This is a genomic window from Microbacterium sp. A93 (assembly GCF_051842835.1).
This window is the reverse complement of sequence record NZ_JBPXMT010000016.1, coordinates 179,627-202,006: the sequence shown is the minus strand read 5'-3', so window position 1 is coordinate 202,006 and position 22,380 is coordinate 179,627. Positions and strand designations below refer to the sequence as shown.

At 63.1% G+C, this 22,380-nt stretch carries 20 protein-coding genes and 2 pseudogenes; 15 read left to right on the top strand and 7 right to left on the bottom strand.

The window, feature by feature from the left end; genetic code table 11:
• The first annotated feature begins 398 nt into the window (after positions 1-398).
• From ACSU1G_RS31485 to ACSU1G_RS31470, 4 genes and pseudogenes are all read left to right on the top strand, one after another.
• A complete protein-coding gene (locus tag ACSU1G_RS31485; RefSeq protein ID WP_439285084.1) occupies positions 399-950 on the top strand; it encodes an IS110 family transposase in 552 nt (183 codons plus the stop codon).
• Positions 951-1,004: 54 nt separating this feature from the next.
• Complete coding sequence (locus ACSU1G_RS31480) at positions 1,005-2,147, top strand: integrase core domain-containing protein (protein WP_439285082.1); 1,143 nt, start codon at positions 1,005-1,007, stop codon at positions 2,145-2,147.
• A gap of 149 nt (positions 2,148-2,296) precedes the next feature.
• Positions 2,297-2,560: a hypothetical protein gene (locus tag ACSU1G_RS31475; protein WP_439285081.1), complete on the top strand. Its 264-nt coding sequence runs from the start codon at positions 2,297-2,299 to the stop codon at positions 2,558-2,560.
• Positions 2,518-2,811: pseudogene (locus ACSU1G_RS31470) on the top strand (transposase); the annotation flags it as partial. The gene ACSU1G_RS31475 and the pseudogene ACSU1G_RS31470, both read left to right, overlap by 43 nt.
• Before the next feature lie 285 nt (positions 2,812-3,096).
• Here ACSU1G_RS31470 and ACSU1G_RS31465 read toward each other — a convergent pair.
• Positions 3,097-3,357: an ATP-binding protein gene (locus tag ACSU1G_RS31465; protein WP_439285079.1), complete on the bottom strand. Its 261-nt coding sequence runs from the start codon at positions 3,355-3,357 to the stop codon at positions 3,097-3,099.
• 248 nt (positions 3,358-3,605) lie between these two features.
• Here ACSU1G_RS31465 and ACSU1G_RS31460 point away from each other — a divergent pair.
• Positions 3,606-4,697 (top strand): annotated as a pseudogene (locus ACSU1G_RS31460) (IS630 family transposase).
• Here the strand turns inward: ACSU1G_RS31460 and ACSU1G_RS31455 are convergent.
• On the bottom strand, positions 4,694-5,275 hold the full coding sequence (locus tag ACSU1G_RS31455) for a quercetin 2,3-dioxygenase (RefSeq protein ID WP_439285077.1): 582 nt from the start codon (positions 5,273-5,275) through the stop codon (positions 4,694-4,696). The pseudogene ACSU1G_RS31460 and the gene ACSU1G_RS31455 overlap by 4 nt on opposite strands.
• Before the next feature lie 717 nt (positions 5,276-5,992).
• Between ACSU1G_RS31455 and ACSU1G_RS31450 the strand changes: the two genes are divergently transcribed.
• Genes ACSU1G_RS31450 through ACSU1G_RS31435 form a run of 4 tightly spaced genes read left to right on the top strand, consistent with a single transcriptional unit; the run spans position 5,993 to position 9,067 of the window.
• A complete protein-coding gene (locus ACSU1G_RS31450) occupies positions 5,993-6,658 on the top strand; it encodes a polysaccharide deacetylase family protein (RefSeq protein ID WP_439285075.1) in 666 nt (221 codons plus the stop codon).
• A 14-nt stretch (positions 6,659-6,672) separates the two neighbouring features.
• Positions 6,673-7,371, top strand: a complete 699-nt coding sequence (locus ACSU1G_RS31445; protein WP_439285073.1) for a GntR family transcriptional regulator — start codon at positions 6,673-6,675, stop codon at positions 7,369-7,371.
• Positions 7,368-8,153, top strand: a complete 786-nt coding sequence (locus tag ACSU1G_RS31440) for an SDR family oxidoreductase (protein WP_439285071.1) — start codon at positions 7,368-7,370, stop codon at positions 8,151-8,153. The genes ACSU1G_RS31445 and ACSU1G_RS31440 overlap by 4 nt, the downstream gene beginning before the upstream one ends.
• A gap of 44 nt (positions 8,154-8,197) precedes the next feature.
• Positions 8,198-9,067 (top strand): fumarylacetoacetate hydrolase family protein, encoded by an 870-nt coding sequence (locus ACSU1G_RS31435; protein ID WP_439285069.1) that lies wholly within the window; start codon positions 8,198-8,200, stop codon positions 9,065-9,067.
• A gap of 152 nt (positions 9,068-9,219) precedes the next feature.
• Here the strand turns inward: ACSU1G_RS31435 and ACSU1G_RS31430 are convergent, their stop codons facing one another.
• Together ACSU1G_RS31430 and ACSU1G_RS31425 are read right to left on the bottom strand one after the other, a co-directional pair.
• The gene (locus tag ACSU1G_RS31430) at positions 9,220-10,605 is read right to left on the bottom strand and encodes an IS1380 family transposase (RefSeq protein ID WP_439285067.1); all 1,386 of its coding nucleotides are present in this window, start codon (positions 10,603-10,605) and stop codon (positions 9,220-9,222) included.
• 279 nt (positions 10,606-10,884) lie between these two features.
• On the bottom strand, positions 10,885-11,028 hold the full coding sequence (locus ACSU1G_RS31425; protein ID WP_439285065.1) for a hypothetical protein: 144 nt from the start codon (positions 11,026-11,028) through the stop codon (positions 10,885-10,887).
• Positions 11,029-11,203: 175 nt separating this feature from the next.
• Between ACSU1G_RS31425 and ACSU1G_RS31420 the strand changes: the two genes are divergently transcribed.
• The 4 genes from ACSU1G_RS31420 to ACSU1G_RS31405 all read left to right on the top strand — a co-directional run bounded on the left by ACSU1G_RS31420 (position 11,204) and on the right by ACSU1G_RS31405 (position 15,258).
• On the top strand, positions 11,204-12,097 hold the full coding sequence (locus ACSU1G_RS31420) for a LysR substrate-binding domain-containing protein (protein WP_439285063.1): 894 nt from the start codon (positions 11,204-11,206) through the stop codon (positions 12,095-12,097).
• A 374-nt stretch (positions 12,098-12,471) separates the two neighbouring features.
• On the top strand, positions 12,472-13,626 hold the full coding sequence (locus ACSU1G_RS31415; RefSeq protein ID WP_439285061.1) for a CaiB/BaiF CoA transferase family protein: 1,155 nt from the start codon (positions 12,472-12,474) through the stop codon (positions 13,624-13,626).
• Positions 13,623-14,819 carry an acyl-CoA dehydrogenase family protein gene (locus ACSU1G_RS31410; protein ID WP_439285059.1) on the top strand — a complete coding sequence of 399 codons (1,197 nt, stop codon included), beginning with the start codon at positions 13,623-13,625 and terminating at the stop codon, positions 14,817-14,819. Before ACSU1G_RS31415 ends, ACSU1G_RS31410 begins: the two co-directional genes overlap by 4 nt.
• Complete coding sequence (locus ACSU1G_RS31405; protein WP_439285092.1) at positions 14,770-15,258, top strand: Fic family protein; 489 nt, start codon at positions 14,770-14,772, stop codon at positions 15,256-15,258. Before ACSU1G_RS31410 ends, ACSU1G_RS31405 begins: the two co-directional genes overlap by 50 nt.
• Positions 15,259-15,478: 220 nt before the next feature.
• Here the strand turns inward: ACSU1G_RS31405 and ACSU1G_RS31400 are convergent, their stop codons facing one another.
• Positions 15,479-16,693: a Fic family protein gene (locus tag ACSU1G_RS31400; RefSeq protein ID WP_439285058.1), complete on the bottom strand. Its 1,215-nt coding sequence runs from the start codon at positions 16,691-16,693 to the stop codon at positions 15,479-15,481.
• 141 nt (positions 16,694-16,834) lie between these two features.
• Here ACSU1G_RS31400 and ACSU1G_RS31395 point away from each other — a divergent pair, with 141 nt between their 5' ends.
• Positions 16,835-18,115 carry a hypothetical protein gene (locus ACSU1G_RS31395; RefSeq protein ID WP_439285056.1) on the top strand — a complete coding sequence of 427 codons (1,281 nt, stop codon included), beginning with the start codon at positions 16,835-16,837 and terminating at the stop codon, positions 18,113-18,115.
• Positions 18,116-18,501: 386 nt separating this feature from the next.
• On the opposite strand, the gene ACSU1G_RS31390 is transcribed toward ACSU1G_RS31395, so the two are convergent.
• Positions 18,502-19,059, bottom strand: coding sequence for a hypothetical protein (locus tag ACSU1G_RS31390; protein ID WP_439285054.1), 558 nt, complete (start codon positions 19,057-19,059; stop codon positions 18,502-18,504).
• Positions 19,056-19,724, bottom strand: a complete 669-nt coding sequence (locus ACSU1G_RS31385) for a hypothetical protein (protein WP_439285053.1) — start codon at positions 19,722-19,724, stop codon at positions 19,056-19,058. Before ACSU1G_RS31385 ends, ACSU1G_RS31390 begins: the two co-directional genes overlap by 4 nt.
• A gap of 126 nt (positions 19,725-19,850) precedes the next feature.
• Between ACSU1G_RS31385 and ACSU1G_RS31380 the strand changes: the two genes are divergently transcribed.
• On the top strand, positions 19,851-22,301 hold the full coding sequence (locus tag ACSU1G_RS31380; protein WP_439285051.1) for a glycoside hydrolase family 2 protein: 2,451 nt from the start codon (positions 19,851-19,853) through the stop codon (positions 22,299-22,301).
• The last annotated feature ends 79 nt before the right edge of the window (positions 22,302-22,380 follow it).

Genomic DNA, 22,380 nt, shown 5'->3' with positions numbered 1-22,380 from the left:
CAGTGTGGCTGTTCATGCCCATGGCAGTCATCGTCACCCTCCTCTGGATCTTCTTCCCCGACCTCGTCACCTGGCTCCCCTCCCTCATGGCCAGATGACGCCTGAATCGCCTGTAAGTCTCGTAGCGGCTGACCTGGTGTCGGCTGGCAGGGTAGGTGCTGGTGCTCCGCTTGGTCGTGACTCTTGAATCGCCTGGCCTTCTGCTCTCGAGCAGAGTGCCTTTCCTGGGATCTGTCCGGCTGGGCGGGTGCCGGCGCCGACCCTGTCCACTCCGATGGCTTGATTAGAAGCTTGCCCGACCGTTAGCGGCGGTCGTGGCCCATTACAGGCCTGCCTCGAAGTGACCTTCCCGGGGTCGACGCCAGCAGTGACGTCAACCCCGGAAGGATCGCAGCCACATGACCATCGTTGCAAACCCGTTCACGTATGTCATCGGCGCGGATGCGCATGCAAGAACACACACGCTCGCCGTCCTCGAGGCACGTACCGGCGCGAGGATTGACACCCAGGCGTTCCCGACGACGCCCGCGGGGCTATCTCGCGCGGTCGCCTGGAGTGGTCGACGAACGAGCGGGTTGGTCGACGTGCTCATCGCGATCGAAGGGATCGGGTCGTACGGTGCCGGGCTCGCATGCTGTTGTCAGGACGCAGGCTACCGGGTCGTGGAGTCGTTCCCGACACCGGCCCGTGAGCGGCGCGGCCGGGGCAAGAGCGACGAGATCGACGCGGAACTCATCGCCCGATCCGTCCTCAGCATCGACATCGAACAGCTCCGCGATCCACGGCAAGACACGGGAATCCGCGCCGCACTGCGAGTGCTGATCAGTGCCCGCGACCTCGTGAACCTAGAACGCACTCGGTCGATCAACGCACTGACGGCGCTGCTACGGACGGCCGATCTGGGCATTGATGCACGGACCTCGCTGTGTGAAGTCTCAGTGCTTTTCTGACAGTTGTGTCTCGGGACCTGCCTGACACTTCTCGGGGTCTTGCACGATCAGGGGATGGCTTATGACTCTTCCCGTACTGATCTGCGGCTGATCATCGCTTCCTGGCCCGAGGACGCGCCGCGCGGGGCGATGAGTCGTTTCTGCGCGGAGAACAAGGTGTCCCGGGAATGGTTCTATGCGACACGAAGACGGATGCGGGAGGATGCCCTCCCGCAGGCGTTGATGCCCCGCTCGAGCAGACCACGAACCTCGCCACGGAAAACGCCTGCACCTGTTGAGGCGCTCGCGATCGAGGCTCGGGCCAGGTTGGAAGCGGAGGGATGGGACCATGGCCCCATCTCGGTTGGATTCGAGCTGACCAGGCTCGGAATCGCCCCACCCTCTCGCGCGACTCTGGCACGAATCTTCACCCGCAACGGGCTCGTCACCGCCCAGCCGAAGAAACGCCCCCGCACCTCATACGTCCGCTTCCGGTATGCGGCCCCGAACGAGTGTTGGCAGATCGATGCAACGGACTGGACGCTCGCGGACGGCCGCGTCGTCGCGATCTTTCAACTCAATGATGACCATTCCCGCCTGCAGATCGCGTCTCTTGCCGCCCGGTCCGAGAACGCGCGAGACGCCGTGCGCGTGGTCACCACAGGCATAGAGCGCCATGGGGTGCCGCAGCGGTTGCTCTCAGATAATGGGACAGCCCTGAACCCGATCCGTCGCGGCTGGATCGGTGAGCTCACCGCGATGGTGACCGCGCTCGGTGTTCACGCCATCGCCTCCAGCGTCGCTCACCCGCAAACCCAGGGCAAGAACGAACGCGGTCACTCGACGCTCAAACGATGGCTCCGTGCCCGAGCGCCCGCTCGGGATCTTGACGATCTGCAAAGCCAACTCGATCAATTCGACCTGCTCTACAACGAGCATCGGCCCCATCAATCACTCCAGATGATGACGCCCCACGCCTGCTACACCGCGACATCGAAGAGCCCGACCCCGACCCCGACCCCGACCAGATTCCCCACACCCCATACCTGTCCCGCCCCGACACTTCGTTCGCACCGCATCCGCGAACGGAACAGTCCGCGTCGCACGGATCAAGATCATGATCGGCAAACCCCACGCCGGTCAAACCTTCAACATCCTCCTCGAGCCAAAGCGGATCATCATCTTCGATCACCAAGGCACGCTCCTGAGCAGCCATGACCGCCCACCCGCGGGAACCTACATCCCCAACGGCAAACCCCGCGGCTTCCTCGCACGCTACGAAGTGTCAGATCCCACTGAGACATGAACTGTCAGGCACGTCATGAGACATCACAGCACGGACCTCGCTGACCAAGAAGCAGTTCGCAGTGATCGGAGCCTGGCGGACACGACAGGAAGATCTGGCGACAGCGACAGCCCGCCGTGAAGCGATCCGATTGGCCAAACGCGTGACCGCCTGCGACGAAGACCTCGCCGCCAACCGCAGGGAGATCACCGCGCTGGTCGCCGCCAGCGACGGTGCCGCCCAGTTCGACGAGCCAGGCATCGGCGCAATCAACGCAGCCGTGATCATTGGTCGCACCTCGGGCGGGTGCGCTCCGAAGCCGCGTTCGCGGTGCTCGCTGGTGTGAGTCCCGTGCCCGCATCGAGCGGGAACACCACCCGGCATCGACTCAATCGCGGAGGGGACCGACGCCTGAATCGGGCACTGTCATCGATCACAGTGACGCGGACGTCCCACCACCCGCCAACTCGCGCTTACGTCGAGCGACGACGCGCGGAGGGGCGCACAACAAAAGAGATCCGACGCTCTCTCAAGCGATACATCGCCCGCCAGCTCTACCGACGCTTCAGTCAGCAGAATGGACTTGACAAGACATAGAAGCATCCCGGGCTAGCGATCCAGTGGAGATTCATTCGGACCACCACCAGTGCTCCGATTGGCCGGATGGTGAGGGATGCGGAATCAGTTGAAGAGCGAAGGCTCCGTCTGGTGATGGTTCGCGACCGGTTTGTCGCACCTGGCGAGTAGCACCTTTCGGCAGCACGAGTCCATGGGGTTGGTGTGCAACCTCGCTACATCGTGGACAGCGAATCTCAGCACTTCGGGGACGCTGACGATCATGACTTCGTGTGCCATATCTCATGGCAGTGTGGACACACGGTCTCAAATGTCGCCCGAGGTTTGGCAGACGTGCGCGTGGTGTATCAGCCGGTCAACGGTCGCGGTCGCGAGGGTTTTTGGCATGAACTCGTCGAAGCCCGCCGGGTGCAGGTTCGAGGACACCGCGATGGAACGCTTCTCGTAAGCGGCATCAACGAGCCGGTAGAGGCCTTCGGCTGCGTCGGCTTCGAGAAGCCCAATATCGTCAACGACGATGAGCACGACATTGGGCGAACCAGCGGGCGCGCGTTGCTCGGGAGCCACGCCGGAATGGAACGCGATGTCGTCTCGCGGATCTTACCGCGGAAGGACTCATACCCGCGGGCGTATGGTTCGGCGTCATCAGGGAGCGTCGTCATCAGGATTCCTCCGCGCCGGTTAGCCGCGAGTCATGTGGTCCGCGCTGACCCACCGACGCCGACGCCTTTCCTTCCTGGATGAGCGTGAAGATCCAGGACTCAATCATCTAGTGTCCTGCGCCATAAATTCACTTCTGAATTGTAGAATGGGGTATGGCAAATGTCGGGCGCCCGAAGGCGTTGTTGGTGTTGGCGGATGACGAGCGTGAGCAACTGACGCGATGGGCGCGTCGGGCGAAGTCCTCACAGGCGTTGACGTTGCGTTCGAAGATCGTGCTGGCCAGCGCGGAGGGGCTGAGTAACGTCGAGGTCGCCGCGAGGCTCGGGGTTGCGGCACACACGGTGGCGAAGTGGCGGGCGCGGTTCGTTGCCGATCGACTCGATGGGCTGGTGGACGAGCCGAGACCCGGTCGCCCGGCGACGATCAGTGTTGATTAGGTCGACGAGGTGATCGTGGCGACGCTGGAGTCGACGCCGAAGAACGCGACGCATTGGTCGCGGGCGTCAATGGCCGCGCGCTCTGGTCTTTCGAAGTCGACGATCGGGCGGATCTGGAAGACGTTCGAACTCAAGCCGCACCGGGTCGAAGGCTTCAAGTTCTCCACCGATCCGCTGTTCATCGAGAAGGTCTACGACGTCATCGGCCTCTACCTGGATCCGCCGGAGACTGCTGTGGTTCTCTGCGTCGATGAGAAGAGCCAGGTTTAGGCGTTGGACCGCTCGCAGCCGGTGCTGCCGATGATGCCGGGCATGCCTAAAAAGCGCACTCACCACTACTTCCGCAACGGAACAACGAGCCTGTTCGCCGCATTCAACATCGCCGATGGCACCGTCATCTCCTCGATCCACCGCAGGCACCGCGCCGTGGAGTTCAAGAAGTTCCTTACCAAGATCGACACCGAAGTTCCGGCCGAGCTCGACGTGCACATCGTCTGCGACAACTACGCCACCCACAAGACGCCGCTGGTGAAGAACTGGCTGGCTGCACACCCGAGATTCCACGTCCACTTCACCCCGACCGGCTCCAGCTGGCTGAACCAGGTGGAACGCTGGTTCGCCTATCTCACTGGCCAGCTCCTTCAACGCAGCGTCCACAAGAACATTCACGCCCTCGAACGTGGCATCCGCGCCTGGGCCACAGAGTGGAACGAGAACCCCAAGCCCTTCATCTGGACCAAGACTGCTGACCAGATCCTCGAATCCATCGCCCGACTAATGAAGCGAACTACTGGCGCGGGACACTAGTCTCCCGATTCGGAAGCCATTGGCACTGGAGCATACTGTGCGTCCGCGCCCTGAAAGAAGTCCCATTCGGGAAGCCAAACTACGTCTACCGTTTCTTCCATTGCGCGGAGGTCTTTCAGGGAGGTCTGCTGCTCCGGGTTCAGCATCCCCAGCGCCTTCTCGAAGCCACCTGGGGAGTTGGCTGCGAGATAGCGGTTTCTAGTACCCGTGAATGCCCATGCGTGTACCCAGCCCACGGGCAAAAGTACGAAATCTCCTGGTTGCAGGTCATCGACAAGCCGGTTGTCACCCTCTTTGTCTTCCAGCCAGACACGAGTGGTGCCCTCGAGTACGTATATGAACTCGGTGGTGTGTCGGTGATAGTGAGGTATGGTCGCACGGCTCGGGCCACCCGAGTTGACGAAGATCCCCAAATCGCCGTGGGTGTCTTCAGAACGAGCCAATACGGACCGCAATCCGCCGTGCGCGAGGTAATGCTGAGCCTCTCCGGCTCGCAGGACGTAGGGCGCACCCATCGCTACGGCGTCGAGTGCGACATAGCCATCGGGGTGAATTTTGCCAGTCGCCGGTGTCGTCATTGATCACTCATTTCGGTTTCGCCGGCTTTCCTCGCATCCGACTAGAGGTTTGGAGTTGTTTGGCTGGCGAGGCATTCTCCGGACTTGAGATCGAAGAGCGTCGTCAGACTCGCTCACTTCCGTCACACTAGATCCCAATAATCTCTTATGCAAGTCATAGTCGATTTGTCTAGCCGTAAGTCGTCTTTGCTCAATGATCCTGCTGTCCACCTCGTTTAGAGGCTGTTCAGTAAGAATCGAAAATATGCTTGACAAGCGAGTCTTCTGTAGGGCAGGCTCTGTGTACGTCGAGGCGTGATCTCAGTCTCGTGTGGCGAACGCACTGGTGGGAGTAAAGCCTCAACTTATCGAAGGAGATAACACGATGAAGGCTCGCCGAGTGGTCGTGGCCAATGCAGATGGCTCGAGTAAAGTGCACGAGGACGGTGCACCCCCACACACTGCAACGTCGACCACGACACGGGGGACATGGCAAGAGCATCCTCTGGTCCACGCAGTCCCGTCCATCGGAGAGCTACGACGGCGTCGATCCAACTTTAGAACTCAAAACCATGCTCCCATCGGCCGGCGGTACCACTGCCGTTCTGCTCTCGATTCCGCCCAGATGATTGACTGCCCGACAACTATGGACGCTCGCCGTCTGTGCTCTTCTCGACTCGCTGCGGTCGACCGCAGGACTGCTCTATGTGACAGCGCGCCTCGTTGCACCGGTGACACATGATGTCGACGCAGAAGTTGACCCTCACCTTCGACAACGGCCCGACACCAGGGGTTACCGAGAAGGTGCTCAACGTCCTCGAACAGCGAGGACTAACCGCGACGTTCTTCGTAATTGGTCAAAAAGCAGCTACCGACCGAGGGCCCGATCTGATCAAGGCGATACGGTCCGCTGGCCACTCAATCGGAAACCACACCATGACCCACGGCGAACCTTTGGGTCTCCTCCACGATCGGGATCGTGAGCTCGCTGAGATCGTGAACGCGGATGCTGTTCTCGAAGACCTCGACGTCGAGTCGAGACTGTTCCGCCCGACGGGACACGGGGCGATAGGTTCTCACCTTCTCACTCGGGGCACAGCTGACTATCTTATGGCGAAGAAATATTCCGTAGTTCTGTGGACACTGTTCGTTCGCGATTCCAAGATGCCAGACGGATGGGTGGAGCGTGCTCTCGCGAGATTACCCGAGCGAGACCATCATGTCCTCGTCGTGCACGATCTACCTACTGGTGCGATGGATCATCTACCCCGGTTTCTCGATGCGGTGGCCCAACGTGGTATCGAAGTTGTCACTGATTTCCCAGCATCGGTCGTGCCCCTGCGAGTCGGGATACCGGCAGCGAACTTCGAGACCGATTACGTTACCACCGACACCAGTTCATAGACGGAGGATCAATCGTGGCACGAACCCAAAGCGCAGAAACTCGGCACCAATGGCTTTACTTGCAGTTGCGGCGAAACTTACTTCGAGGCGACTTTCAACCGAGCCATCGGTTCAAACTTTCCGCCCTCTGTAGTGAGTACGAGGCGAGTGCAAGCGTGGTGCGGGAGGCTCTTACGCGGCTGGCCGAACAAGGGCTCGTCGTCCTCGAACCTAACAAGGGGTTCTCCATCCCATCTTTGATGGATGCTGAGATCAACGATTTGGCCTTCGTCCGATCGGAGATCGAGGGCCTGGCGGTACGGCGGTCCATCGAATTAGGTGATATCGATTGGGAAGTCGGAGTTGTCGCAGCCCATTATCAGCTCTCGATTACGCCCAGCGCCACCATCGAGGAAGACCCGGAAGTCAACGAGCGATGGAGCCAGGCGCATCGCATGTTTCACGAAGCATGCGCAGCCGCGTGCAGCTCGCCGCGACTGCTCGCGTTCCGGGGACAGTTGTACGACCAGTCTGAGATCATCCGGCAGATGGCGAAACTCAATACCGGTGACAAGCGAAATGTTGCAGCCGAACACAAAGCAATTGCCGATGCAGTCATCGCACGTGATGCCGACACTGCTGTTCAGCTTCTCAGCAATCACATCGACGCCACGCGTCGCGCGTGCGTGGACTCGCTTGGTAGCGCTGACGACAAGGGAGAGATCAAGCAGTGAATCTGAAATTAGCAGGTCTCTGGGCCATCGTCGGCGGTTCCTCACAGGGCCTCGGCTATGCCTGCGCAGCGGCACTTGTGGACGAAGGCGTCAATGTCGTGATCAACGGCAGGCGACTTGATGTCCTCAAAAACGCCGCCGACGAACTCGCCCGCCGCGCTGGCGACCACGTTCGGGTAATCGCCGTAGCTGGCGATCTGGCGAAAAGCGATACGCGTGAGCGCATTATCAATGCATGTTCAGCGCCCGATATTCTTGTCACCAACAGTGGGGGCCCTGCGCCCGGACCCTTCCAGCAGGCCGACCGCGACAAGTGGATGGCCGGGATGGAAGCCAATTTTCTTCCACATGTCGACCTCATCAATCGGGTGGTCGACGGTATGTGCGAGCGCCGATACGGGCGCATCATCAATATTACGTCGGCGATGGTGACGACACCACGGCCCACGATGGCCGCCTCGTCCGCAGCACGCGCGGCTCTGACTGCTGCGGTCAAAGGACTCTCACTCGACGTGGCCAAGTACAACGTGACAATCAACAACTTGCTTCCTGAGCGCTTCGATACCGAAAGACAACGGTTCATGGCAGAGGTTGCCTCAACTCGCGACGGCATCAGCTTCGAAGAAGCGCGTGCCAGACAAGTCGAGTCCATAGCGGCTCGGCGGCTCGGTGACCCGGCCGAGCTGGGCGCGACATGCGCGTTCCTCGCAAGTCCACTCGCCGGATTTATCTCGGGACAGAATCTCCACCTTGACGGTGGAAGTTACCCAGCCCTCGTCTGAACCACATGTACCACGCCTTCGATGGCCCTTCAAGAAAGCATTAGATGAAGATCGCAAACATCAACGGACGAGCGCACGCCCTGCTGGGCGGTGACCACGTCGATTTATCGGCCGCGAGCCGCGGAGCTCTTCCATTCGACCCAATGGCGTATGTTGAGGTAGAAACTCAGAATATTGCTCGTAGGTTTCTCGAATCATCACAGATTGTACTGCCGTCGACTGAGGTGGCGCCCAGCGACTTCGGCCCGCCTATTCCGCGTCCGAACAATATCTTGGCGGTCGCGCTCAACTACCATGCGCACGTGGTTGAATCGCACAAAACGGTGCCGGGAGAGCCCGCAGTATTCCCTAAGCTGAACAGCTCGCTGTGTGGGCCATTCGATCCAATTATCGTCCCAGATGGATGCGAAATGATCGACTACGAAGCAGAAGTCGTTGTCGTCATCGGCAAGAGAATGCGTGGGGTTGCTGCCGCCGATGTCTGGGACCACGTATCCGGCATTACAGCGGGACAAGACGTTTCTGATAGGCACGAACAGCGGCGCCCGCCACTCGCCCAGTTCTCGCTAGCCAAGTCCTACGACACCTTCTCGCCTACTGGGCCCTATCTAGTGACCCTCGATGAGTTTGCCGATCTCAACGCGATCGAAATCCGAGGAACCGTCAACAACACAGAAGTCCAGTCAGGATCGACCGCGCAGTTGATCTATTCGATTCCTGACCTGCTCGCGTGGACTTGTCGGTTCGTCACGCTCGAGCCAGGCGACCTGATATTCACCGGGACCCCTGAGGGAGTCGGGGCGCGACGGGAACCTCCGCTGTACTTGGCTGACGGATTTGTGGTTGAGACATCCGTGCCGGAGGTAGGAACGATGCGCAATCCGGTGGTGGCGTCGGTGGCCGTTGCGTCTTAGCCTCGATCCACCGATGTTCTTGGGTGGCGGGGTGTTGGCGGGTTCTTGAACGGCTCGGTGATGGTTGGCGCGTTGGAGCCGCGGGCCTCGCTGCCCGTGATGTTCCACTCGTTCTTCTCGTCGGTGCCGTGATGGCAGGTCGGTCGGGATCGTCAGCCTCGGGGTGGTGCGAGGGCGTGAGCGAACAATGCGGTCCATTCCGTTTCCCAGGGCCAAGCTTCGGGCAGATGCAGTCTGACGCGGGGTGCGGAGGACGCGATCCGTGCGGGGATGTTGACGAGTTTCCGGAGGATTGTCGCGGTCGTCGCTCTCGCGAGTTCAGCACCGGTGAGCGCCCCGGCGGTGCGGGTGAGATTGAACGCGATCACGGCCAGGACGAGCCAGGCGGCGTTGGCGGTGAAGATGCCCGACGGGAGGTGCGCGAGGGCGGAGTTCTTCAGATCGGCGTGGACCTGCTCGATGATCGCGTGACGGCGGTGGACCTGGTCGGCGGTGATCGTGTCGAGGGTGCTGGTGGTGAAGAACGCGTGGAACCGGTGCGTGTCGAACAGGGTCGGTTGGGACAGCTTCTTCTTGTTCAGCTCGGGGATGCGCCTGGCGACCAGTCGACCTGGGACTCGGCCTTTCTTCGGCTTCGAGATGAACGCGGTGAAGGGAACTTCGGCGACTTCCGCGTCAGAGACCCAGGCGCCGGTGTCGGGGTCGTAGATCGCGTCGGTGTACTTGATCTTGGTCCAGGCGTCATCGGGGATGGTGCCGATCGCGCGTTTGACCGCGGGATCCTGCCGGGCGGTGATCGACACGTCCGCCCCCGTTTTCAGGGCTGCGGTCACGGTCGCGTGGCCGTAGTACGCCGAGTCCGCGCGCAGCAGCACTGGCACGGCCTTCATCCCGGGGAGTCGGGTCACGGTCTTGATCGCGTCGGCGACGATCCGTGCCGCACCCCGCGGGGACCCGGCCGCGCCCGTGCGGAGACGTTGGGCGATGACCACGGGAGCGGACGCGCGGGTGGACACGGTCGCCAGCAGCGCGTTGAGGCCGCGGACGCCGGAGTATCCGAACCTGGCGCCCTGCTTCTTCGGCCCGTGGACCTGAATGATCGTGCCATCGACATCGACGAACACCATCCCCGTATCCGTGGGTGCCGGGACGATCGAAGCCTCGCCGGCGAGAGCCACCAGGAATCGGGATGCGACAGCATCGAGTTGGCGGACGTGTCCGAAGGTGAAAGAGCGCAGGAACGACCCCAACGTTGAGGGCGCACAGGCCGAGGTGAAGAGCTTCTTCATCCCACCATGGCGCAGCACCGCCATGTCATCGATCGAATCTGCACCCGCGACCATCCCCGCCACGAGTGATGACACCTTCGATCCGGCGTTCGCGCCCTTGTCCGTCGGGACGCTCAACCACTGATCGGCGAGGCTTCGTAGCCCGGCTTTCTCGGCGAGGCGCACGATCGGGACCAGCCCGGCGATCGACACAAGATTCGGGTCATCGAATGATGCGGCAGCGGAACGGGCGATGAGAGAAACTTGCATCTGCGAGATGCCTCTCTTATCGGGCGAAATGGAACCTTAGACAAGTCCTATTTTCCCTGATCAGACAGGAATTCTCCGTTTAACGCGCCGACCTCAGCTCACACTCAATCGGTGGATCCAGGCTTAGCTTCGCTCCACCAGTAGGCGAGGTGAGTTGGGATCCTCTGATACGAAGATGCTCTTCGATCCCGCCCAGATCGCAGATCGACAAGGCCGCAGTCAAGCATGCCACTGTGCGTGCCGCGGTGAATTCGGCGTCGCTCGGGCGTCGCATTGCGCCTAGCGGGTACGTACGGGGTGCGAAACGATGACGTTGAACAAGTCATCGAGGCCGAGGTGACCGAGACTCTCCTCACGGAGGTCCTGGAGCAGCGTCTCCGTCTGGACGTCCTTTTGACGGATGGATTCTTCCGGGATCTGCATCGTCGACTGTATGGCGGCATCTGGGCGTGGGTCGGCGGAATCGCACGCACATGGTGAACATAGAAATCGACCCGGTGCACATTTCATCAGAGCTGCGCAGGTTGCTGGAGATGATTGGGTATCGCTGGAATCACGCCAGTGACTGGACCTCGCGTGAGGCAGTACGCTCAGTGGGATGGAAGTTAACAAGGCCCGCGCGTTTCTTGCGGTCGCCGATGAACTGCACTTCGGGCGTGCCGCAGTGCGCCTGCATATCGCTCAACCGCCTTTGAGTCGGATGATCCGCGCTCTAGAGCAGGAGATTGGTGCCGAGCTCTTCGAACGCAATCCGCGGAGAGTGTCGCTCACACCCGTCGGCGCGGCACTTGTGGAGCCGGCGCGTGAGCTCGTCATGCAGTCGGAGCGGATGACGGATCTCGTGCGTCGAGTGCTACGCGGAGAGACGGGGCGCATTCGGCTCGGTTTCGCCGGCGCCTCGGTGAACTCCCTCGTGAGCGTGTTGGTGCGCCGGATGCGTGCGTGTCGACCTGATGTCGCCGTCGAGCTCTATGGAGTCGAGTTCTCGCAGCCGGGACTCGAACGGCTTATGTCTGGCTCTCTCGATGCCATCCTCGGTCGGTGGGATACCCTGCCTGAGGACGTGGATTCACGAGTGGTCGCGCGGGAGGAGCTACTCATCGCCCTGCCTGAAGATCACCCGCTGGTAACGGTCGACGCCGTCACCGCCGACGACGTGATCGACGAACCGTGGGTCGTGCTCCCTGGCGGTGGTGGTGCGACGCTCTCCAGCCGGCTGCAAGAGTTCGCTTCCCGCGGCCCCTTTCTGCCTCGAATCGTCGGTACGGCGGCAGACTCGGCCACGCAGTTGCTCATGGTCGATGCAGGCAACGGCATTGCGCTGACGTTCTCGGGGGTGCGAGACAACGTCCCTGTCCACACCGTTGCCTTCCGCCCGATCGCACCCACACTGGGGGCTGTGGACGTGCGGTTGGCGTGGCGCCGCGCAGATGTCAATCCCGCGCTGGCCGCGCTGACTGAAATCGCTGAGAACTTCGCATCCGAGCGATAACTAAAGTCACAACTGAGACCAACTCGTTTTGCTAGGTTGTGGCAGAATCGTGGCTGCGGGGTCCGTTGAGGAAGTAGTGCGGCCCGAACTGCTTGAGCCGGTCTAAGGAATCCGTGTTCAACGACGATGGGCGTGCGCAGCTCCTTTTCCGCACCTCGGAGCGCCCGCATCCATCGAGCCACCATTTTGGGCCCGCGATGGCTCACGTGTGAACGCGTATATCTTCGCATCCGAGAGCGATACCTGAAAGGTATTGTGCGAACCCAAAATCGGTACTTCACATCATAATCGACTTCGGCAACACTGAGTCCTATGAGTGCCTCCGACAATTCATGGTCAATCCCACGCCGCGTAAACGGGAAGCTGGTCACGCCGTGAGGCTTCCCCTTGACGGCATCCTCGTCGCGGATTTCAGCCGTGTGTTGGCTGGTCCATACGCAACGACGATGCTGGCTGATCTGGGTGCACGGGTCATCAAAGTCGAACGCCCGGGAGCCGGGGACGACACCCGTTCCTGGGGTCCTCCGTGGACGGACAACAGTACCGCGTACTTCGAGAGTGCGAACCGGAATAAGGAATCGGTTACCCTCGATCTCACTGACCCCGCCGACCTGGAGCTCGCTCGTGAGCTGGCTCGGCGGGCGGACGTGTTCGTGGAGAACTTCCGCCCAGGCGCCCTCGACAGGTTCGCTCTCGGTTACGACGCGGTGAGCCAGGCCAACCCTGGTGTCGTGTACTGCTCGGTCAGCGGCTTTGGCAGCGGCGGTGGGGCGCACCTGCCCGGTTACGACTTCCTGGTGCAGGCGGTGGGTGGGCTGATGTCGATCACCGGTGCTCCCGACGAGGCCGGGGGCACGCCCACGAAGGCGGGTGTCGCACTGGTCGACGTTCTCACGTCGAAGGATGCCACCGTCGGCATCCTCGCTGCCCTGCACGCCCGGACTGTGACCGGCCGGGGTCAGCTTGTTGAGGTCAACCTGCTCTCGAGCCTTCTGGGCTCGCTGGTCAACCAGGCATCTTCGTTTTTGACGACCGGGGACGCGCCGGGCAGGCTCGGCAACGCGCATCCGTCGATCGCACCCTACGAACTGCTGCCCTGTAAGGACGGTCCGATCGCTGTCGCATGCGGGAATGACGGACAGTTCCGCAAACTTGCCACCGTCCTCGGTGACGAGTCGCTCGCCGACGACGGGCGCTTCTCGATCAACGCCGCGCGCGTGCAGAACCGGTTGGCTCTGGTCGACGCGCTCGGCGCCCTGCTTGCCCACGATGTCACCGATACGTGGGTGGGCAAGCTCCTCGCCGTCGGAGTACCTGCTGGCAAAGTCGGCTCGATCGCCGACGGGTTCGCGCTGGCAACCGAGCTGGGCCTTGACCCGCTCGTCGAGGTCGGCGAAGGCCGACCGGCGCAGGTGCGGCATCCGATCACCTACTCAGATACACCCATCACGCGTTACAGCGCACCCCCACGGCTCGGCGAGCACGACGAGGTTGTGCGCGACTGGCTTCAACAGGAGGAAATAGCATGAGCCATTTCGACCCCACCAAACTGCCCGCACTAGACCCGGCCGACCCGGCGGGCCTGGATGATCTGCTTACCGAAGACGAGAAGTCGATTCGCGGCGCGGTCCGGCAGACGCTGGATTCGATCGCCGAACCCTACATCGCCGAGTGGTTCGAGAACGGCGGGATCCCGAACATTCGTGAGATCACCAAGGAGCTCGGCTCCCTCGGCGTGCTCGGGATGCATCTGGAAGGGTACGGCTGCGCGGGCATGTCGGCGACAGAGTACGGCATCGCGTGCCTGGAGATCGAAGCCACCGATTCCGGGCTGCGCTCACTGGTGTCCGTGCAGGGCTCGCTGGCGATGTTCGCGATCTGGCGGTGGGGCTCGGAGGAGCAGAAGCAGGAATGGCTGCCCCGCATGGCCGCAGGGGATGCGATCGGATGCTTCGGACTGACCGAACCGGATGTCGGATCCGACCCCGCCAATCTGACGACATGGGCACGCCGCGACGGCTCCGACTGGATCCTCGACGGCCGGAAGATGTGGATCTCCAACGCACCCTATGCCGACGTGGCCGTCGTGTGGGCGGACACAGATGAGGGCATCCGTGGCTTTGTCGTGCCCACCGACACCCCCGGCTTCTCCGCGCCGGAGATTAAGCACAAGCTCTCCCTGCGCGCCTCCGCGACCGGTGAGCTCGTCCTCGACGAGGTCCGTCTGCCCGCATCGGCGATGCTCCCCGAGGCCCGCGGCCTGAAGGGGCCGCTGTCGTGTCTGAACGAGGCGCGCTTCGGGATCGTTTGGGGTTCCCTCGGTGCCGCCCGTTCAAGCCTGGAGACCGCCCGCACTTACTCGAAAGACCGTATCCAGTTCGGCAAGCCCATCGGTGCGTTCCAGCTCACCCAGCAGAAACTCGCTGACATGTCGCTCGAGTACATCAAGGGCTACCTGCTGGCGCTCCACCTGGGTCGCCGCAAGGATGCCAACACGCTCCGCCCCGAGCAGGTCTCCATCGGCAAGCTCAACAACGTCCGCGAAGCACTTGAGATCTGCCGCACCGCGCGCACCATCCTCGGCGGCAACGGCATCTCTCTCGAGTACCCGATCATCCGCCACATGGTCAACCTCGAATCCGTACTCACCTACGAGGGAACCGTCGAGATGCATACCCTCGTGCTCGGACAGGTCCTCACCGGGGAAGCCGCCTTCCGCTGAGTATGCACGAAAGCCCCGACCTCCTAGATTTCCAAACCTGCATCGCAGGCTGTGTGGCGACGGCTGGACATGGGCCGGCCGGTATCGAACACACATCGTGAACATCGGGATCGATCCAGTGCACGTCGCGTCAGAGCTACGCGGGTCGCTGGAGACTAGCGAGTGCCGCTGGAATCACACCAGCGACTGGACGGCACGCGAATTGGGGATCGCCGTCCACGCCGACGGTGTTCGCATCCATCCCTTCGTCGACGGCAACGGTCGGGCCACGCGGTTGCTTGCCGATCGCGTCATCGCTGCGGCGCAGGACTGCGAGGCCGTCGAGCTGTACGACTGGCAGATCGACAAGGCTCGGTACGTGCAGCTGCTGCGCGCGTACGACGTGCACCGCGATCCGACAGACTTGGCGGTGTTCATCTCGACTTACGAGTTGCGCTGAGTCTGAATACCGTCGTGGGAACAACTGAATCAAATCGAACCCGATCCGCCTGATCCTACTCGGACTCAAATCCAAGGGATTCCGGGCGAATCCGGACTTCCGTATCCAGTCAGATCCCGAATCCGTGGGTTCAAATCCCACCGTCACCGCCACCGTCGAGTCCCGTTTCAGCCTGATTCAATCAGCTGAGGCGGGACTCGTTTCGTTCGTTCCCGTGCGATCAGTCGTGCTTTCCTTCGTGCATAGCTGCTTGGATGCGGCGGTCAAGATCGTCGAGCTCGGCCATCACTTCGGATGCCGCCCAGACGCGGTCCTTCTTGCGCCCTGTGATCTCCTCGATGAAGCCGGCGTCGACCAGCTGGTCGATCGCCCTGTAGGCGGCCGTGGGGGAACCAGCTGTGGCTTCGATCTGGTCGGTGCCCATGACGGGGTGGTCGTAGAACGCCTGGATGAGAGCAGCTGCAGCGGAGTTCGCGCGTGGATTCAGCTCTGCAGCCCACAGTTCGGGCATCGCCTTCAGTCGGGCGATGGTCTCGCGGGAGCATTCGGCGGCCGCGCGCGCTGAAAGAGCGAACAGGTCGATGAGCGGTGCAGGGTCGCCGAGTCGGTGAGAGCCGAGGGCGGCGAAGTAGTCGTCGCGGCGGGCGAGCAGGCCGCTGGCGAGGGGGACCACCGCGTTTCGGGTGACGCCTCGACGCCGCAGCACAGCGGAGACGAGAGCCCGGCCGATGCGACCGTTGCCGTCGGTGAAGGCATGGATCGACTCGAACTGGGCGTGACCGATCGCGGCCTGCGTCATCACGGGTACGTCGTCCCGGTTGAGGTAGGCGATGAGGTCGTCCATCAGCTCGGGCACGCGCTCGGGCGCCGGGGGAACGTGGAGTGCGCCCCGAGGGGAGTGGTCGCTGCTGCCGATCCAGTTCTGCATGTCGCGGAGGCGACCGGCGTAGTCGGCTTCCTGGGGGTCGTCGGCCATGAGCGCACGGTGGGCGCTCTTGAGGTAGTCGAGCTCGAAGCGCCCGCTCTCACCGACCTTAGTGATCAGCTCGTGGAGTGCGGCGGATGCTGCGACCATGCTGGTGGCGGAGGTGTTGCCCTTGTTACCGGCCAGCGCCTTGGCGTAGTCGCGGGCGGAAGCATTGATGCGCTCGATCTTCGACGAGGCGGCGGACTCGGAGCGGACCATGAAGCGGCTGAGAGCTGCGGAGTGCCCCTCGGCGTCGGTGTCGGCCTGGGCTACAGCGAGCAGTGCGCGCTCGGTGTGGAGCATCACCTTCAGTGGCGGCATGTAGTCGAGCTCGCGGATGAACGGCGGGATGGTCGCATCCACGGACCGCATCATCCGGTCCTCGCGGGTGCCACCACGAGCCTGCTGCTGCCAGGGAAGCGTTTCGATGCCGTGTGGCGGCCACTGCAAGGTCCGATCTTCGTCCATAACTGCCAGTTTACCTGCCCATATCCCCACTTAGAATAGCTAACCGGTGATTTACTGGGCGAAATTACCAATCTCGGTCACCACAATCGCGGGAGCGCAGGTTCTCGAAGCCGATGCTCCCGCCGCGATACGGTTGTCAGCATGGCCCAGGCCCTCCGAACCTTCCTGCGCATCCTCGCGCAGCACTGGCCAGCGCTCGTGGCGTGGTGCCTGGGCGGGGAAGCCCTGCATCAGCTGCTCGTGCAGCTCGCCGGATTCGTGGGCGGCCACACGACGCTCGGCGGGCTTCTCCTGCTGCCGCTCGCCGTTGCGGTCAGGCTCATCTCCTACGTCGCCATGTATCTCGCCGTCCGGCCGTCGCTGGCGAACGCCGTCAGTCCATCTGCTCATGGATACCGCGAGTTCGCGGGTGCCATGCTGCCCGCGATTCTGCCGTTCTCCGCGTTCTACGCCGCGCAGGGACTGCTGTCGACCGATCTGTCGGAGTTCTTCAACATTGCGGCCGCGGTCGCCCTCCCCGAATCCGGCTACGACCTGGACCAGCTCGGCGACCGGGGCGGCCTCGTCTCCGTCAGTGCGCTCCCCGTCGCGGTGCTCGTGATCGCACTGGTGGTGCGATTCGTGCTGTCGAGGCTCGGCGGAAGGCTGCCGACCTGGACGCTGGCGATCGCCGCCTATGTTGAGGTGCTGTGGACGTTCATGCTGTTCACTCTCGTCGGCCAATGGTGGTCAGAAGTACGGGCATGGATGTCGGAACGGGTCGTGGCCGGATGGCTGAACGATAGCGGCGACTGGGTCGCGGCGAACATCGCGCCCGTCGCATCGCTGTGGGAGGGGGCGCTCTGGCTATTCGGCATCGCCGTGGCCGCCCTGATCATTCCCGCAGCCTGGCTCGCCGTGGCCGGCGTCATCTACGGCACGACGTTCGAACAAGCGCCGGTGCCCCGCAGGCTCTCTGCCCTGCAGGGCAGCAGGGCGGCATTGCTCTCCCGGATCCTGGCGTATCGATTCGAGCATCTGTGGGCCGCAGTGGCAGTGGTCTGGCGTGGAGGCCCTGCACTGTTCGGCGCGTTCGCCGTCGCCTATGCGGCGTGGAGTCTCGCCGAGCGACTCGGAACACGCGGCATCCTGTACCTGTTCGGAGGGCACGAGACGCCGTTCTGGACGGCGTTTCTCCCACTGATCCTGGTCGGTGTCTCCGCCATCGCCGAGCCGTTGCGCGTCGCGATCGTGGCGACGGCATACGACAGCGTCATCTCCCAGCCGGAGGCGGGCTTGGAGACCCAGCCGTCACCTCTCGATCACGAAGCGCGCGACGGTGTCGTCACTACCGGCGACGTCACTGCCGTTGATGTCGAGAGCGAAGGGGCCGGTGGCATCCTCTGGCAGAAGGAAGACCGCCACGATGTCGTAGGAGAATGACTCGCCCTCCAGGCAGGATCGCTCGCCGATATCGAATGGCACTTCCAGATCTGAGCGGGCATTCAGCCACACGCGGCCACTGCTCGGCTCAGTGAGAGTGAACGGGCCGCAGCTCGCCGATTCCGTGCCTCCGGATGCTCCGAGGCGCACGGTGAATGTGAGCGAACCGTCCGGGCTCTCGAACTCGTCCCATTGGGAGGAGACGAGTCTGAGCGTCTGCCCGGAGATATCGGCGCTTCGATCCGCTTCGATGACCGCGGCCGTGTTCTGGTCCTGTTCTGGGAGGACATCGAGCCACACGTGCACGCAGGCTACTGCGATCGCAGAGGCCAGCAGCGCGATCAGCGGCACACGCTGTTTCCGCCACCACTCCACGATGCCCTCGGTCATGGCGCTCCCAGTACAGGGGCGTCGACATCGGTGCGCGCGACGACGGGCAGGTCATCGAGTGTGATCGGGATGGAGATCAGATCATCGAGCCGCGGCGTGAAATTGTCGATCGTCAGGCGCAGTTCGGCGTCGCCGGTGCGCAGGTCGGATGGCAACTCGAATGCCAGCACACCGACGGTGTCGATGCCGACATGCAGGCGCTCGCCGACGAGTGACGTCGACGGACGCTCGCTCGCCTGGAACACCCGCCCGTCGATGACGAGGGTCGCGAGCGATATCGCGGCATCGACCTCGGTCAGCGGTGCGGATGCCGTGACCGTGACGACGAGCCAGTTCCCCTCTGCCTGCCAATCGGATTCCGGTACCGCAAGGTGTTCCGTGAAGAAAACATCGTCGATGGCTGCGGTCAGCGTCCGCGAAGTCACCGTCTCTCCGCTACCACCGCGCATCAGGAAGGCGTCATCCACAGACTCCTGAGCCGGAGTGATCGCAGTGATGACGCCGGCGACGAGGACGAGCGCCGCGCCGGTCAGCCAGGGCAAGGCTCGCTTCATGGCGTGCTCCCGGCGGTGGCGCTGATCCGGGCGGAGATGTCGCCCCGTTTCCAGGTGATGTGATCCGAAGCCAACAGGATCTTGCCGGTAGACACGGCGGCATCGTGAACGTTCAGCTGGAAGTCTCCGTCGGGGAGGGCGTCGTCGGGGACGGTCCACGCGATACGCACTTCGCTGGCGACGCCGGGCTGGAGGATGACCGATCCGGCAGAGCCGTCGTCACGCCACACTCGGGGCGAGCTGGTCTGCTCGACGTCGGCGAGCTCGATGAGTGGATTCGATGCGCTGATGAGCTGCGATTGGACTCGATCAGCACCGACGCCGACGCCGACCGGTCGATCCGAGAGGTTCTCCAGCAGGACGGTGGCGACCAGCAGCGTCTCGCCGGGCTCTGCTTCCAAGAACTCCTCTTCGATGCTGTCGGTGAGCTCGGCATCGAGCACTGTCACCGCATACAGCGACACGCGCGCTTCTTCGCCGACGGTGAGCTCGGCGGGGATCGGATCCGACCGATCCAGACCGCCGAACGTGACGACGCCGACGAGCGCGACACCGGCGACCGCAAGCGCGATCCATGCCGGTACAGCGGCCGGGCTGACAGCGGATCGAGCGAGCCGCGATGCGGTGGTGCGCGCCCATTCGGATGCTCCGCCGATCGTAATCACGACGTCAGCTTATCCACCCGTCACGTCATCGACGTCGACTCAGGGGTCGCGCAAACGGCCAGAGTTTGTAAGACTATGGAACTAAGTGTTACGCCCACCGGGGTGTGCCAGAGGCGAAGGAGCCGCATGACCGTCATCGAACTGTCCGAGAACTGGACCGTTACCGCGACCGCAGGTCCCGCGCCCGAGAACGTCGCGGGTCACGCGATCCCCGCGCAAGTGCCGGGTTCGGTGCACCTCGACCTGCACCGCGCAGGCTTGATCGACGAGCCATTCGACGGAGCGAACGAGACCGCGCAGCAGTGGATCGGCGACGTCGACTGGGCATTCGAGACCACGTTTCGTTGGCACGAGAATGGCTCCGAGCGCCGCGACCTCGTCGCAGAGGGCCTCGACACGATCGCGACGGTGACGCTCAACGGCGTCGAAATCGGCCGCACCCAGAATCAGCACCGCTCCTACCGCTTCGACATCGCCTCGGCTCTCGTCGAGGGGGAGAACACGCTGCGCGTCGCCTTCGCCGCACCCGTCCCCGCAGCCCACGCCCGCTCCGAAGAGCACGATGCGCGCCCGCACGTGAACCATCACCCGTACAACGCGGTGCGCAAGATGGCCAGCAGCTTCGGCTGGGACTGGGGCATCGACGTCGCCGGTGCTGGCATCTGGAAGCCCATCCGCATCGAGACGTGGGACACCGCGCGCATCGCATCCGTCCGCCCCCTCGTCGACGTCCGCACCGGCGACGCCGGCGCAACCGGCATCCTTGACGCCCACATCGAGATCGAGCGTGCAGACGGTCTCAAGCAGAAGGCCGTGCAGGTCGACGTCGAGATCGACGGCCAGACCGTCACCGCCGAGATTGCCGCAGGTGCCACCAGCGCCCATGTGCACGTTGAGGTCGCCGACGCTGACCTCTGGTGGCCGCGCAGCCACGGCGCCCAGCCGCTGTACGACCTTGCGGTCCGGCTCGTCGGCTTGGACGAATGGACGCGCCGCATCGGTTTCCGCACGGTTCGCGTCGATATCGCGCCCGACGAGCACGGCACCCCGTACGCCGTCTATGTCAACGAGCAGCTCGTGCACATCCGTGGCGCCAACTGGATCCCCGACCACGCTTTCCTCACCGAGATCGACGGCGACCGCTACGCCCGCCGCATCGCGGATGCAACCGAAGCGAACATGAACCTGCTGCGCATCTGGGGCGGCGGCATTTACGAATCCGAAGAGTTCTACACGATCTGTGACGAGCAGGGCGTGCTGGTGCAGCAGGACTTCCTGCTGGCCTGCGCCGCGTACGCCGAAGAAGAGTGGCTCGCCGACGAGATCGAGGCCGAGGCTCGCGAGTCGATCGCGCGGCTGTCCGCGCATCCGTCGCTCGCGATCTGGAACGGCAACAACGAGAACATCGTCGGCTACTCCGACTGGGGATGGCGCGCCACTCTCAACGGCAAGACCTGGGGCGAGGCGTACTACCGTCGCCTGTTCCCGCGACTGCTCGCCGAGCTTGACCCGACGCGCTTCTACTCGGCAGGCAGCCCGTACTCGTTCTCTTCCTACGTGAGCCCCAACCTTGATACGCATGGCACCACGCACATCTGGGACGTCTGGAATGAGAAGGACTACACCGCCTACGCCGACTGGAAGCCCCGCTTCGTCGCCGAATTCGGTTTCCAGGGGCCGCCGGCCTGGACGACGCTGACGAATGTCGTGCACGATTCCCCGCTCGGGCCCTACGGCGAGCAGATGCTCGTGCATCAGAAGGCTGGCGACGGAAACCTCAAGCTTGAACGCGGCTACGGTCCGCATCTGCCAGCGCCCGCGACGATCGACGACTGGCACTGGGCCACGCAGCTCAACCAGGCCGCAGCCGTCCGCTTCGGCATCTCGTACTTCCGCTCGCTCGCGCCGTACAACACCGGCACGATCGTCTGGCAACTCAACGACGACTGGCCGGTGATCTCTTGGGCAGCTGTCGACTTCGCCGAGCGCCGCAAGCCCCTCTGGTACGCGCTCAAGGCCGTCTACGAGCCCCGCTTCATCACGGTGCAGCCGCAGGATGGCATCCTCGCGGCCGTGCTTCTCAACGACCATGCGGATGCCTGGTCCGGTGACGTCGCCATCAGGCGCATCGCTTTCGATGGCACGCTGCTGGCGGAGGCCACGGTCGCCGCAGAGATCGTTGCACGTGGCGAGGCGACCATCGCCATCCCCTCAGAATTGCAGACGCCAGCGGATGCCGCGGGGGAAGTGCTCGTCATCGACGCTCCTGGCTTCGGTCGCGGGGTGCACAACTTCGCCGAGGTCGTCGATCAGCGCCTCGAGAAGTCGCCGTTCGACGTCTCCGCCGAAGCAGTGGATGGCGCTGTGCGCGTGACGGTGACCGCGCGTTCGTACGTGCGCGACGTGTTCGTGCTCGCCGATCGGGGGCACGTCGATGCGGCTGTCGACAGCGGGCTCGTGACGTTGTTGCCCGGCGAGAGCCACGCGTTCCTTGTGACGGGTGCGCCGGCAGGAACCGACCCTGCGGCATTCACCGCACCGCTCGTTCTGCGACACGCGGGAGACCTGCAGGCCTGACTCCACGCGCGCAATAACGGGGACCCCATCCGGTGAACGTCGGACGGGGTCCCCGCTCTGCCCTTGGCAGGGAAGCGCT

What these genes read in the sequence shown, in the direction of transcription:
- ACSU1G_RS31485 (WP_439285084.1), top strand. Translation starts at nt 399, where the DNA reads ATGACCATCGTTGCAAACCCGTTCACGTATGTCATCGGCGCGGATGCG.
- ACSU1G_RS31480 (WP_439285082.1), top strand. Translation starts at nt 1,005, where the DNA reads ATGGCTTATGACTCTTCCCGTACTGATCTGCGGCTGATCATCGCTTCC.
- ACSU1G_RS31455 (WP_439285077.1), bottom strand. Translation starts at nt 5,275, where the DNA reads ATGACGACACCGGCGACTGGCAAAATTCACCCCGATGGCTATGTCGCA.
- ACSU1G_RS31450 (WP_439285075.1), top strand. Translation starts at nt 5,993, where the DNA reads ATGATGTCGACGCAGAAGTTGACCCTCACCTTCGACAACGGCCCGACA.
- ACSU1G_RS31435 (WP_439285069.1), top strand. Translation starts at nt 8,198, where the DNA reads ATGAAGATCGCAAACATCAACGGACGAGCGCACGCCCTGCTGGGCGGT.
- ACSU1G_RS31430 (WP_439285067.1), bottom strand. Translation starts at nt 10,605, where the DNA reads ATGCAAGTTTCTCTCATCGCCCGTTCCGCTGCCGCATCATTCGATGAC.
- ACSU1G_RS31425 (WP_439285065.1), bottom strand. Translation starts at nt 11,028, where the DNA reads ATGCAGATCCCGGAAGAATCCATCCGTCAAAAGGACGTCCAGACGGAG.
- ACSU1G_RS31420 (WP_439285063.1), top strand. Translation starts at nt 11,204, where the DNA reads ATGGAAGTTAACAAGGCCCGCGCGTTTCTTGCGGTCGCCGATGAACTG.
- ACSU1G_RS31410 (WP_439285059.1), top strand. Translation starts at nt 13,623, where the DNA reads ATGAGCCATTTCGACCCCACCAAACTGCCCGCACTAGACCCGGCCGAC.
- ACSU1G_RS31400 (WP_439285058.1), bottom strand. Translation starts at nt 16,693, where the DNA reads ATGGACGAAGATCGGACCTTGCAGTGGCCGCCACACGGCATCGAAACG.
- ACSU1G_RS31395 (WP_439285056.1), top strand. Translation starts at nt 16,835, where the DNA reads ATGGCCCAGGCCCTCCGAACCTTCCTGCGCATCCTCGCGCAGCACTGG.
- ACSU1G_RS31390 (WP_439285054.1), bottom strand. Translation starts at nt 19,059, where the DNA reads ATGAAGCGAGCCTTGCCCTGGCTGACCGGCGCGGCGCTCGTCCTCGTC.
- ACSU1G_RS31380 (WP_439285051.1), top strand. Translation starts at nt 19,851, where the DNA reads ATGACCGTCATCGAACTGTCCGAGAACTGGACCGTTACCGCGACCGCA.